Consider the following 11,768-nt stretch of genomic DNA (forward strand, 5'->3'; position numbering starts at 1 on the left):
GGCAGGCCGTGCGCCACTTCTTCACCGGGGCGATGGGCTACACCTCCGGAGCGATGTTCTGGTTGATGTGAAACACGTTGCCCGGATCGTAGGCGTGCTTGACGGCGCGCAGCCGCGCATAGTTCGCGCCGAAGTTCGCCGCTGCCTGCGGCTGGTCGTCCTGGGAGAGGAAGTTGATGTAGCCGCCTCCCTGTCCGAACCCCTCGACCGCCCCGAAGTAGTCCTTCACCCACGCGGTGTTCGCCGCGTTCTCGGCAGGGTCGGGCCACATCCCCGCGATCACGATCGCGAAGTTCGCGTCCCGGTGCCCGAACGCCGTCGCGTCCTGGGCGACATCGTGGCAGGCACCGTTGATCGGGTAGAAGTGCACCGTCGAGTTGACGGTGGGGACGAGCGGTCCGTGTGCCATGTGAGCGGTGATCGCCTCCGGCGTGAGCTCGTCTACGAAGGAGGCCTTCCAGTAGTGCTGGAGCCCGGGAGGCACAAGAGCGTCGAAGGCACCGTTCAGCGCCGGGTAGGGCGTGGGCCCGACCGCTTCCGCCACGGGCGTGGCCACGTCACGGAACCCCTGCACGATCTTCTCGCCCTCCGCGGCGGGGCCGTTGTAGCAGAAGATGACGGCCATGAACGGCTCGCCGGCGCGGTCCTCGGGGACGAACGGCAGCGGCGGCGCGATCTGGAAAGCGGGGAACCCTCCGAATTCGCGGGGAGCCGTCCGTGCGACCTCCTGGAAGTGCGCCAGGATGGCGGGCGCGTCGGCGAGCTCGAAGAAGGTCGGTCCGCCGTAGATCTCAGACACGGGATGCAGCTGGAACCGGAATCTCGTGACGACGCCGAAGTTGCCGCCTCCGCCGCGCAGGGCCCAGAACAGGTCCGGCTCCTCGTCCGCGCTCGCCGTGACCACCCTGCCGTCGGCGAGGACGACCTCCGCGGCGAGCAGGTTGTCGCAGGAGAGCCCGAAGCCGCGGGCGAGGTAGCCGATCCCGCCGCCGAGCGTCAGCCCGCCGACCCCGGTCGTCGAGATGATCCCTCCTGTCGTCGCGAGTCCGTGCGTTCCCGCCGCGTCGTTGAACATCCCCCAGGTCGCTCCCCCGCCGACCTGCGCGGTGGCCGTGGCCGGATCCACCTGCACCGACGTGAGACCACTGAGGTCGGCGACGACGGCGCCGTCTGCCGTTCCGAATCCGGGCACGCTGTGCCCTCCGCCTCTGATCGCGAGGTCGGTGCCGGAATCCGCGGCGGCGCGCACGACGGCTGCGACGTCCGCGGCGCTCGCGCACCGGACGACCGCTGCCGGCCGTCTGTCGATCATCGCGTTGTAGACGATCCGCGCCTCGTCGTAGCCCGCGTCGCCTTCGGCGACGACGGCATCGGCCAGCGTGCTTCGCAGAGACTCCACGACAGTGGACATGACAGCACTCTCCCTCGGTCGCAACGGGCATGGTGCAACCGCACGGTGCGCACGGAGCGCCAGTGCCGGGTTCCTGACCACGATCCTCGGCTCCAGGGGCACCGTCAAGGCGTCCGCCGTTCGGGCGGTCTCGGGTGTGCGGCGCTCCGGTCTGTTCCCATCCCGCGGAGCACCACTAGTCTGCGGTCATGCCGCTGCTTCGGGCCGTCGTCCTGCCGGCGCTCGGCGCGATCGCCGTGCTCGCCGCGGCCGGGCGGGCGATACGGCTCCTCGGCGGCAACGACCCACCAGAAGACCGGGCGGTGCGTGCGCTCCAGGACGCGTTCGGCCATCGGCCCGCCGGCGGCGGCGGCGATGTCACCATGCCTACCCGGCTCCGCGAGCCGTTCGACCGCATCACCCAGGCGCTCTCGTGGTACTCCGGTGTGCCGCAGACCATCGCGAACGGGGTGATCTGGTGCGGCGTCACCTGGTTCCTGACGCGCGACCGGCGCTCAGCTGTCGCCCCGGCGACGGCGCTCGCCCTCGAGACCGCGTGCTTCGTCGCATCCGCGGCTCTGGCGGGACGGCCACGGCCCGAGGGGGTGTGGCGCCCGGAGCAGCCGCACGCGACGTCGTCGTTCCCCTCGGGACACACGGCGGCAGCTTTCGCGCTCCACGGCACGCTCGCCGACCTGCTCGATCACCACGGCGCCCGCGGCGCGCGGATCCTCGGCCCTCTCCTGCGGTACGGCATCCCCGGAGCGATCGCGTTCTCACGGGTCTACCGCGGGCAACACCACATCTCGGACACCGTCGCAGGTGCCGTGCTGGGACCTTGGAGCACCACAGTAGTGCGGCGGGAGCTGATCCCGTCGTAGGCGGCCGGGATGCCCCGCCGGATCGCCGCACGGTGCGTCCCTGAAGCCGACGCCGTCGCGGCGGCAAGGCACCATATGCGCGTTGCCTAGCCAGGCCCGGGCTGGGACCCCTACGCTGAGCGCGTGGATTTCGAGTCGGTGTTCACTGCTGTCGCCATCGGGTTCGAGGTGATCGGCGCCGTCGTCATGGTCGCCGGATTCGTCTTCGCGGTCGTGCTCGGCATCCGTTCCCTCCTGCGCGGCGAGGGCGGCCACGCCGCCTACACCGCCCTGCGCACGACCCTCGGCGCGGCGATCCTGCTCGGACTCGAGGTACTCGTTGCGGCGGATCTCGTGCGCACGATCACCTCCAAGCCCTCGCTCGAGGACGCCCTCATCCTCGGGATAATCGTGATCATCCGGACGATCCTCTCGATCTCCATCCAGATCGAGATCGACGGGGTCGCTCCGTGGCGCCGTGCGCTGCTCACGAGCGGCGGTCAGCTGCTCGGTCAGGCAGCGGCCAAGGATCGCGCCGCCTCGGCCCGTGCATCGGCTCCCCGCGCAGAAGGCGCTGAATAGCCCCCGCCCGCTCACCCGGTGTCCCCCGCCCATCGGGGGTTCGATCCGTCGCGCGCGCGGGAGGGAACTCCGTCGGCCACCAGCCGCGAGCGATCGCACCCCAGTGCGCGCCCTCACGCGCCACGCACTCCGCCAGAAACACGAAAACCCGCGGATAACCGCGGGTTTTCAATGCTTACTGTCTCAACACAGTGTGCGCCCGAAGAGACTCGAACTCCCAACCTTCTGATCCGTAGTCAGATGCTCTATCCATTGAGCTACGGGCGCATGTTGTTTGCTCTCGCGCACAACGTCGTCAAGAATACCTCACGCCCCGGCTCGGCGCGAATCGAGGGCGGATGCCCGCATCCCGGGCGTGTCCGGCGGCCGGTGCGACGCTCACAGACGGTCGAGCTCGCGCAGCTGGCGCTGCAGCGCGACCCGCCGATACGAGGTGTCGATGAGCTCGGCGAGGAGCGTCCAGTCGCCGGCATCCACGTCCACGCGCAGCGCCAGCCAGCCGTAGGCGCCCTCGTACGGCGGGACGAAGGTGTCGCCGCGTTCGAGCAGCACCGGGCGCTCCAGTTCGTCGGGGAGGAACAGCACGGCGGGGGCGGGCCTGACGCCGACGATCGCGAACTGCCGTTTGCCGGCCCGGAAGTGCAGCGGCCGTGCGAGATCGCCTCGACGGTCTCGGGGTACGGCATGCACAGGGCGCGCACCCGCACCGCGAGCGGGTGCTCGGGCGGGAACCACATCGGCTGCGCCGCGGCGTCGTCCACGGGGCGAGCGTACGCCGCCCTCGGACGCGCGTCAGCCTTCGAGCTCGCTGACGTCGATACCCGACACCCGCGGCGACGGGGTGACGACGCCGGCCGGCGCGTCCGGGTCGACGTCGTCGGCGCGCCGTTTGTGGGCGGCCAGGCGCGGCAGGTCGACGAGGCGGATCGACTGCATGCGTGCGGCGCGCATGCGCTCGTAGTCCGGGTCGAGGTCGGCGCGCATGCCCTCGACCTGCAGGCGGCGCTGCAGGTTGGCCTCGACGTCGCCCCAGGCGGCATCACGGGACTGCTCGATGAGCGTGCGGACGACGTGCGGGTCGTCGGCCATCCGTCGCAGCGCCTGCGCGACACCCGCGTACTGGCGCCCGCGCTTGCGGAGGTTGCGGGTGTCGCGGTCGCGGTAGTCGTGGGTGCCGTCGGGGTCGGTGAACTTGCCCCACGCCTTCTTGCGCTGGCGCTTGACGAGTTCGGCCGCGGCCGCCTGCTCGTCGGCGAGCGCGATCAGCGTCTCGTGCGCGAACGGCGCGAACCGCGTCACCTCGAACGGCTCGTCGTTCGCGATCGTGTCGACGAGGATGCGGTTGCGGATCGAGAGCCGCGCGGCCGCGGACGCGATGGACACCCCTTCGGCGATCGCCTCTGCGGTCTTGCCCATCACACCTCCCGTAAAGAGGCTAGCGTCCGCGAGCGCCTCCTGAGTCAGCGAGAATCGTAGGCGCGATCGTCGACGAGGACGATCCGGAGCGAGAGGCTGCACATGACGAGACGGCGACCCCTGGATGTGCGCGGGCGCACGACGGTCATCACGGGAGCCGCGGCGGGCATGGGCGCCGACGTCGCCCGGCAGCTCGCGGCACGAGGAGCCCACGTGGCGCTCGTCGATCGCAACGCCGAAGGCCTCGCCGAGGTGGCAGCCACCCTGGAGGGGACGGGGCACACCACGCACGCCGTCGACCTCACCGACGACGCGGCGGTGACCGACGTCGTCGCGGCGGTGACGGCATCCCATCCCCACGTCCAGGCGCTCATCACGTGCGCCGGCTCGTCGATGCTCGGCGATCTCGGCCAGCTCACGATGGCCGAGATGCGGTGGCTGATGGACGTGAACCTGTGGGGCACCGTCAACATCACCCAGGCGCTGCTGCCCGCGATGCAGAGCGAGCCCGCCGCGCACATCACGCATCTGGTGTCGATCTACGGTCTGGCCGCTCCTGCCGGACGCATCCCGTATGCGATGAGCAAATTCGCGGTGCGCGGGTTCACCGAGGCGCTGCGGCACGAGCTGGAGCGCACCACGGTGAGCGTCGGCGCCGTGTACCCCGCGGGCGTCAAGACCGGCATCATCCTGCGCGGCCGGTACGCCGCGGCGATCGATCCCGAGGTGGCCCAGCGCGCCGCCGAGGCCCAGGCGGCGATGTACCACACCGAGCCCGAGGACGCGGCGGCGCGCATCGTGGACGCCACGATCGCCCGCCGTCCGCGCATCATGATCGGCCGCGAGGCGCGGCTGGTCGACGTGCTCACGCGCGTCACCCCGGTGCACTACTGGGGACCCATGCGGCGCCCGCTGCGCGACGCGATCGACACTCGCACGCCCGTGCGTTAGCAAAGCCGAGCCCTCGGAGCAACCCCCGTGACCCGCGTTCCGACGCTCCGTATCGTCGCCTCCACACCCCACGAGAGGAGCGACCGATGGGATTCATGGACGACGCGAAAGAGACCGCGGAGGCCGTCGGCGAGAAGCTGAAGGACACGTGGGACGACACGACCGACCGTCTCGGCGACAAAGTCGACGAGATGAAGGCGGACGCGGACGTCAAGAAGGCCGAGGCGGAACGGGACTCGGTCAAGACGCGCAACGACATCAAGGAGCAGTTGCGCGACGACTGACCCGCTGACGCCGAAGGCGGAGCCGACCGGGGGGCCGGCTCCGCCTTCGTTCGGAGTCGCTGCGGTGCGGCGCGTCAGCCGATCGCCGCGATCCGCCATGAGGCGGTGGTGGATGCCTCCGGCTCCAGCACGATGAGGCCGGCGTCGTAGTCGTACGAGTCCGCGTTGAACGCGTCGGGCGCGCACGTCATCGGCTCGACGGCCAGGCCCAGCCGGCTCTGCGCCGCGTCGGGCTTGTCGGCGGTGTGCACCTGCACCCACGGGCAGGCGGCATCCCACGTCATCTCGACACCCGATCCCGCCGCGTCGGTCACCCGCACCGTGGCGAAGCCCTCGGCGTCGCGGATGAGGCCGGTGTACGCGTGGTCGATCTCGGCCGCGCCGATCAGGCGCGCGGTGCGGAAGTCGAAACGCTGCGGATCGTCGCCGTCGACAGGGCCGAGCGCGACGGGGCTCAGGCGGTCGGGCGTGACCGACAGCACCTCGGCCGCAGGCAGCTCGAGCGTCCAGCCGTCGACGTGCCCGTCGCCGCCCACGAGGTACGGGTGCGGGCCGGTGCCCCACGGCGCCGGCGCCTCGCTCTCGTTGCGCGCGGTCACCGACTGCGTGAGGCCGTCGGGACCGAGCGAGAACGTCGTGGTCACGACGAGGCGCCACGGGTAGAACGTCGACGGCTGGATGACCGCGGCCAGGGTCACGTGGTCGGGTCCCTTGTCGATCGCCTCGAAGTCGAGCCACGTCGCCAGACCGTGCAGCGCGTGCGAGCGCGCCGGCTCGGTCAGGGGCAGCTGGAAGTCGCTGCCGCCGAACGAGTAGCGCCCGTCGACCACGCGGTTCGGCCACGGGGCGAGGGTCGCGCCGCGGTGCGCGGGGCGCACCTCGTCGGCCTCGAACGGCACGACGAGGTCGCGACCGCGGTGGGTGAGGGAACGGAGTGTCGCGCCGACGCTCGCGACGACGGCTTCGTAGTCGCCGGCGCGGAGCGCGTGCTGGGTTCCGGATGCGGGAGGGCGTGCCATAGGGGCTCCTTGCGAAATGGGGGGATGCCGCTGACCAGCGTATCGCTGGGCTCAGAGCCCCTGCGCGAGCCGGTAGTACGCCTGATTCCAGCGCAGCTCGCGCTGGAACCCGCGCACCGTGGTGTCGTCGTCGATCACGACGAGCTCGGTGGCGGCGATCTCGGCGAAGTCGCGGAACACCTCGATGCCCACGGCGGTCGTCATGACGGTGTGGTGCGCGGCGCCGGCGGCCAGCCAGCACGAGGCGCTCGTGGCGAAGTCGGGCGCGGGCTTCCACACGGCACGGCCGACCGGAAGCTTCGGCAGGTCGGGCGCGTCGACGTTCTCGACGACGTTGGCGACCAGGCGGAATCTGTCGCGCATGTCGCTCATTGCGACGACGAGCGCGGGTCCGGGGTCGGCGGTGAAGACCAGGCGCACCGGGTCGTCCTTGCCGCCGATGCCGAGGGCGTGCACCTCCAGACGCGGCTTGGCCGAGGTCAGCGACGGCGAGACCTCGAGCATGTGCGCGCCGAGGATCTTCTCGTCGCCGGCGACGAGGTCGTACGTGTAGTCCTCCATGAGGCTCGCGCCGCCGGGCAGGCCCTCGCCCATGACGTTGGCGATGCGCACCAGGATCGCCGTCTTCCAGTCGCCCTCGGCGCCGAAGCCGTAGCCCTCGGCCATCAGGCGCTGCACGGCGAGACCCGGCAGCTGCTTCAGCGCACCGAGGTCCTCGAACGAGGTCGTGAAGGCGCCGAAGCCGCCCTCCTCCAGGAACGAGCGCAGGCCCAGCTCGATCGCCGCACCGTCGCGCAGCGACTGGTGACGCTCGCCACCCGGCCGCAGCTCGTCGACCACGTCGTACTCGGCCAGATACACCTCGACCAGGGCGTCGACGTCGGCGTCGGTCGCGGCATCCACCGCCTCGACGAGCTCGTTGACGCCCCACGTGTTCACCTGCACGCCGAAGCGCAGCTCGGCCTCGGTCTTGTCGCCCTCGGTGACCGCGACGTAGCGCATGTTGTCGCCGAAGCGCGCGAGCTTGAGGGAGCGGGATGCCGCCCAGCCGGCCGCCGCGCGCTGCCAGTCCTCGACCTGCTGCCGCACCGCCGGGTTCGACACGTGGCCGACGACGGTCTTGCGGGCGACGCCCAGACGGGTCTGGATGTAGCCGAACTCGCGGTCGCCGTGCGCGGCCTGGTTGAGGTTCATGAAGTCGAAGTCGATGTCGGCCCACGGCAGCTCGACGTTGGCCTGCGTGTGCAGGTGCAGCAGCGGCTTGCGCAGCGCGTCGAGACCGGCGATCCACATCTTCGCGGGGCTGAAGGTGTGCATCCACGCGATGACGCCGATCACCTCATCGCGGGCGTTGACGTCAAGGGCGAGCCGGCGGATCGCGTCGGAGTCCTTGAGCACCGGCTTCCACACGATCTTGACCGGCAGTCCGTCGAGACCGGCGGCGACCGCCTGGGACTGCTCGGCGACCTGGCGGAGCGTCTCGTCGCCGTACAGCGTCTGGCTGCCGGTGACGAACCAGATCTCGTATGCGTCGAGCGAGGTGGACAGGGGGGTACGGGTCATGTCGATTCTTTCTATAGGGGCCTGGTCGTTGAGCGAGCGAAGCGAGACGAAACGCGGTGAGGTGCTCTCGGGACGTTTCGTCTTCGCTCCTTCGTCGCTCCGCTCAACGACCGGTGAGAGAGGTGACGGCGGCGGCTTCGACGGCGAGGCCGGCGCGATATCGGTCGAGATAGGCGGCGAAGCCGGCGACGTCCGCCGGCACGGGGTCGGCGACGTCGATGGTGGCGCCGGCGAACACTGTCCGGTCGAGATACTCGGGAAGACCGGATGCCGGGCGCCCGGCATCCCCGGCCGTCCGGGTGTACGCGGCCAGCACGGCGATGCCCCACGCGCCACCCTCGCTCGCGGTGTCACCGACGGCGACGGGGGCGTTCAGCGCCGCGGCGAGGAAGCGCTGGGCGACGCCCGCAGTGCGGAACAGGCCGCCGTGCGCGAACATGCGGTCCAGGCCCACGCCCTCGGCGTCGAGCACGCGCATGCCCAGCGCCAGGGTGCCGAACACGCCGTACAGCTGGGCGCGCGCGAAGTTGCCGAGCGTGAAAGCGCTGTCGGGCGTGCGCACGAACAGCGGCCGGCCCTCGTCGAGGCCCGCGATCGGCTCGCCCGCGAGGTGGTTGTAGGCGAGCAGCCCGCCCGCGTCGGCGTCAGCGCCGAGCGCCTCGCGGAACAGCACGTCGAACACCGCATCGCTGTCGACGGGCGTGCCCGCGGCGGCGGCGAACCGGCCGAACAGCCCGGCCCACGCGCCGAGCTCGCTCGCGCCGTTGTTGCAGTGCACCATCGCGACCGCGTCGCCCGACGGCGTCGTGACGAGGTCCAGCTCGTGGTGCACGCTCTGCAGCGGACGCTCGAGCACGACCATCGCGAAGATGCTCGTGCCGGCGCTGACGTTTCCGGTGCGCGGCGCGACGGCGTTCGTGGCGACCATGCCGGTTCCGGCATCGCCTTCGGGAGCGCAGAAGGGGATGCCGGCGGCCACGGTCCCGGTCGGGTCGAGCAGTGCCGCACCTTCGGCGCTCAGCATGCCCGCGGCATCGCCTGCCACGAGCACGCGCGGCAGCAGCTCGGCCAGCGCAGGCAGGCGTCCCGCGGCGAGGGCGTCGTACCGGCCGACCAGGTCCGCGTCGTAGTCGCCCGTCACGGAGTCGATGGGGAACATCCCCGACGCGTCGCCGACGCCCAGCACCTTCTCACCGGTCAGGCGCCAGTGCACGTACCCGGCGAGGGTCGTGACGAAGCGGACGTCGGGCACATGCTCCTCGACGTCGACGACGGCCTGGTGCAGGTGGGCGATCGACCAGCGCAGCGGGATGTTGACCCCGAACAGCTCGGTGAGCTCGGAGGCCGCCGGGCCGGTGTTGGTGTTGCGCCACGTGCGGAACGGCACGAGCAGCTCACCGGACCCGTCGAAGGCGAGATAGCCGTGCATCATCGCCGAGACGCCGATCGCACCGAAGGCCGTGGGGCGCTCGCCGTGGCGGCGCTCGGCGTCGGCGACGAGGTCGGCGAACGCGGCCTGCAGGCCCGCCCACACGTCATCGAGGGCGTAGGTCCAGAGCTTGTCGCGGTACTGGTTCTCCCATTCGTGCCCGCCGACGGCCAGCACCGTCGAGGGGTCGTCGGCGTCGACCAGGCACGCCTTGATGCGGGTCGAGCCGAACTCGATGCCCAGCGCGGTGCGGCCGTCGAGGATCGCCTGCCCGACGGCATCCACTGTCACTTCTCGCCCTCGCGGCGCTCGTCGGACGACTGCCCGTACACGTTCTGGTACCGGTTGTAGAGGCTGTCGATCGCGTCCTGCGGGATCGGGATGAGCGGGCCGGCCTCGCGGGCGTAGTGGACGGTGCGGGCGACGTCCTCGACCATGACCGCAGCCTTTACGGCGTCCTTGGCCGAGACCCCGATCGTGAACGGGCCGTGGTTCTGCATGAGCACCGCGCGCGAGCGATGCCCGGTGAGGGTCTGCACGATGCCGCGGCCGATGGAGTCGTCGCCGATGATCGCGAACGGGCCGACCGGGATCGGGCCGCCGAACTCGTCGGCCATCGCCGTGATGACGCACGGGATCTCTTCGCCGCGGGCGGCCCACGCGACCGCGAACGTCGAGTGCGTGTGCACGACTCCGCCGACCTCGGGCATGTGGCGGTACACGTAGGCGTGTGCCGCGGTGTCGCTGGACGGGCTGCGCTCGCTGCCCTCGGAGCCCGGCACGACATTGCCGTCGAGGTCGCACAGGATCATGTTCTCTGCGGCGAGGTCGTCGTAGCTGACGCCCGACGGCTTGATGACGAACAGATCGGCGCCGGGCACGCGGCCCGACACGTTGCCGCCGGTCCACACGATGAGGCCGTAGCGCACGAGCTCGCCGTGCAGCTTCGCCACGTCGGCGCGGACGGCGGCGATGGATGCCTCCACCTCGGGCGGGAGCGTCGACGCGGGCGTCGCCGGTTCGGGGCTGGTCACGGGGTCCTCCGTCGGGTCTCGTGGGCGCGGCATACTCGGCCGCGCGTACATGTTACCGGTAACAAACCGCGACTCGCCACTCCCGTGCGCACACGATTCAGCCTGCGTGCACGTGCTGCAGACGCGGATCCGCGCCGTTTCGCGGTGTCGCCGGATCTGACCGCGCACAGACTGAATTGTGCGCGGTGGCGCGTACGGACGACCCGGTCGTCACAAGTGCGGCGCGGCGGTCGAGGCGCGGGCCACCAGGCGCGGTGGAGCCGGCGGAGGGGCGGAGTCCGCGAGCACCGCCGCGACAGCACGACGCGCCTCACCGGCCAGGTCGAGACCGACCGTGGTGAGCGCAGGCCGGTAATAGGCGGCATCCGGGTGGTCGTCGAAGCCGGTCACGCTGACGTCGCCCGGCACAGTCAGCCCGGCCTCGCGCAGCCCGGCCATGAGACCCAGCGCCATCTGGTCGTTCGCCACAGCGATCGCGGTCGGTCCATCCGCGGCCCGCACGGCTTCTGCGACGCTCGAGGCCAGCACGGCTCCCGCGGCGGCCGTCCAGTCACCCGACCACACCGGGCCGGGCGTGAGTCCCGCCTCGGCGAGCGCGCGCACCACGCCGGTCTCGCGCGAGCGGGCTTCGAGCCATTCCTGCGGCCCCGACACCCGACCGATCCGCCGGTGCCCCAGCGTCACCAGGTGTGCGACGGCGAGCGCCGCGCCATCCGCCTGGCGCCGGCTGCCGTCGCCGGTGTGCAGGGCCGTGATCGCGATCCCCGGATGTGCGGCTGTCAGCGCCGGCAGCGTCGCCGCGTGAGGGGCGAGCACGATGAGCCCATCGACGCCCTGGCCGAGCAGTCGATCGGCGGCGTCGCGCACCGAGGCCTCGCTCGACGCATCGGCGTAGGCGGTGGCGATCCAGCGGCCGGCGCCGCGCGCCGCGGCCTCCAGCGCCGCGATCCCGACCGCGGGACCGAACAGCGTCGCGTCGGACGCGATCACGCCGAGCGTGCGGGTCGTGCGGGTGCCGAGCGCGCGCGCGGCGTTGTTGACCCGGTAGCCGAGCGCGGCGATCGCAGCCAGCACGCGGTCCCGCGTCTCGGGCCGGATGTTCGGGTGGTCGTTGAGCACGCGCGACACCGTCTGCGTCGACACCCCGGCTTCGCGAGCGACGTCGCGCACCCCGACCCGGGGCCCAGGCGCACCGCCGCTCTCGTCCATGGCGGCAACCTTAGCCGCACGGATCGGCCGC

General features: G+C 71.5%; 12 protein-coding genes and 1 tRNA gene. 4 read left to right on the plus strand and 9 right to left on the minus strand.

Annotated elements, in window-relative coordinates:
• Nucleotides 1–37: 37 nt before the first annotated feature.
• Nucleotides 38–1,411 (minus strand): FAD-binding oxidoreductase, encoded by a 1,374-nt coding sequence (locus ABEA46_RS14215; RefSeq protein ID WP_345545205.1) that lies wholly within the window; start codon nucleotides 1,409–1,411, stop codon nucleotides 38–40.
• Nucleotides 1,412–1,599: 188 nt separating this feature from the next.
• On the opposite strand from ABEA46_RS14215, the gene ABEA46_RS14220 reads away from it, so the two are divergent.
• Nucleotides 1,600–2,271: a phosphatase PAP2 family protein gene (locus tag ABEA46_RS14220; RefSeq protein WP_345545206.1), complete on the plus strand. Its 672-nt coding sequence runs from the start codon at nucleotides 1,600–1,602 to the stop codon at nucleotides 2,269–2,271.
• A gap of 123 nt (nucleotides 2,272–2,394) precedes the next feature.
• Entirely contained in the window at nucleotides 2,395–2,832 is a 438-nt protein-coding gene (locus tag ABEA46_RS14225) for a DUF1622 domain-containing protein (protein WP_345545207.1), read from the plus strand.
• Nucleotides 2,833–3,026: 194 nt separating this feature from the next.
• On the opposite strand, the gene ABEA46_RS14230 is transcribed toward ABEA46_RS14225, so the two are convergent.
• From ABEA46_RS14230 to ABEA46_RS14240, 3 genes are all read right to left on the minus strand, one after another.
• A tRNA-Arg gene (locus ABEA46_RS14230) sits at nucleotides 3,027–3,099 on the minus strand.
• A gap of 111 nt (nucleotides 3,100–3,210) precedes the next feature.
• Nucleotides 3,211–3,522: an MmcQ/YjbR family DNA-binding protein gene (locus tag ABEA46_RS14235; RefSeq protein WP_345545208.1), complete on the minus strand. Its 312-nt coding sequence runs from the start codon at nucleotides 3,520–3,522 to the stop codon at nucleotides 3,211–3,213.
• Between the two features lie 102 nt (nucleotides 3,523–3,624).
• Nucleotides 3,625–4,248 (minus strand): asparagine synthase, encoded by a 624-nt coding sequence (locus tag ABEA46_RS14240; RefSeq protein ID WP_345545209.1) that lies wholly within the window; start codon nucleotides 4,246–4,248, stop codon nucleotides 3,625–3,627.
• A gap of 102 nt (nucleotides 4,249–4,350) precedes the next feature.
• Here ABEA46_RS14240 and ABEA46_RS14245 point away from each other — a divergent pair, with 102 nt between their 5' ends.
• Nucleotides 4,351–5,199: an SDR family NAD(P)-dependent oxidoreductase gene (locus ABEA46_RS14245; RefSeq protein WP_345545210.1), complete on the plus strand. Its 849-nt coding sequence runs from the start codon at nucleotides 4,351–4,353 to the stop codon at nucleotides 5,197–5,199.
• 86 nt (nucleotides 5,200–5,285) lie between these two features.
• A complete protein-coding gene (locus tag ABEA46_RS14250) occupies nucleotides 5,286–5,483 on the plus strand; it encodes a hypothetical protein (protein ID WP_345545211.1) in 198 nt (65 codons plus the stop codon).
• Between the two features lie 74 nt (nucleotides 5,484–5,557).
• On the opposite strand, the gene ABEA46_RS14255 is transcribed toward ABEA46_RS14250, so the two are convergent.
• The 5 genes from ABEA46_RS14255 to ABEA46_RS14275 form a co-directional block, all read right to left on the minus strand.
• The gene (locus ABEA46_RS14255) at nucleotides 5,558–6,502 is read right to left on the minus strand and encodes an aldose 1-epimerase family protein (RefSeq protein WP_345545212.1); all 945 of its coding nucleotides are present in this window, start codon (nucleotides 6,500–6,502) and stop codon (nucleotides 5,558–5,560) included.
• 51 nt (nucleotides 6,503–6,553) lie between these two features.
• Nucleotides 6,554–8,065, minus strand: a complete 1,512-nt coding sequence (gene araA, locus ABEA46_RS14260) for an L-arabinose isomerase (RefSeq protein ID WP_345545213.1) — start codon at nucleotides 8,063–8,065, stop codon at nucleotides 6,554–6,556.
• 103 nt (nucleotides 8,066–8,168) lie between these two features.
• Entirely contained in the window at nucleotides 8,169–9,785 is a 1,617-nt protein-coding gene (locus ABEA46_RS14265) for a xylulokinase (RefSeq protein WP_345545214.1), read from the minus strand.
• Entirely contained in the window at nucleotides 9,782–10,561 is a 780-nt protein-coding gene (locus ABEA46_RS14270; RefSeq protein ID WP_425563189.1) for an L-ribulose-5-phosphate 4-epimerase, read from the minus strand. The genes ABEA46_RS14265 and ABEA46_RS14270 overlap by 4 nt, the downstream gene beginning before the upstream one ends.
• A gap of 177 nt (nucleotides 10,562–10,738) precedes the next feature.
• Nucleotides 10,739–11,737, minus strand: coding sequence for a LacI family DNA-binding transcriptional regulator (locus ABEA46_RS14275; RefSeq protein WP_345545216.1), 999 nt, complete (start codon nucleotides 11,735–11,737; stop codon nucleotides 10,739–10,741).
• Nucleotides 11,738–11,768 lie beyond the last annotated feature (31 nt).

The organism is Microbacterium jejuense, assembly GCF_039544225.1.
GTDB lineage: Bacteria > Actinomycetota > Actinomycetes > Actinomycetales > Microbacteriaceae > Microbacterium > Microbacterium jejuense.

Coding starts and splice junctions, on each gene's coding strand:
- ABEA46_RS14215 (WP_345545205.1), bottom strand. CDS start 1,411: ATGTCCACTGTCGTGGAGTCTCTGCGAAGCACGCTGGCCGATGCCGTC.
- ABEA46_RS14220 (WP_345545206.1), top strand. CDS start 1,600: ATGCCGCTGCTTCGGGCCGTCGTCCTGCCGGCGCTCGGCGCGATCGCC.
- ABEA46_RS14240 (WP_345545209.1), bottom strand. CDS start 4,248: ATGGGCAAGACCGCAGAGGCGATCGCCGAAGGGGTGTCCATCGCGTCC.
- ABEA46_RS14245 (WP_345545210.1), top strand. CDS start 4,351: ATGACGAGACGGCGACCCCTGGATGTGCGCGGGCGCACGACGGTCATC.
- ABEA46_RS14250 (WP_345545211.1), top strand. CDS start 5,286: ATGGGATTCATGGACGACGCGAAAGAGACCGCGGAGGCCGTCGGCGAG.
- ABEA46_RS14255 (WP_345545212.1), bottom strand. CDS start 6,502: ATGGCACGCCCTCCCGCATCCGGAACCCAGCACGCGCTCCGCGCCGGC.
- araA (WP_345545213.1), bottom strand. CDS start 8,065: ATGACCCGTACCCCCCTGTCCACCTCGCTCGACGCATACGAGATCTGG.
- ABEA46_RS14270 (WP_425563189.1), bottom strand. CDS start 10,561: ATGCCGCGCCCACGAGACCCGACGGAGGACCCCGTGACCAGCCCCGAA.
- ABEA46_RS14275 (WP_345545216.1), bottom strand. CDS start 11,737: ATGGACGAGAGCGGCGGTGCGCCTGGGCCCCGGGTCGGGGTGCGCGAC.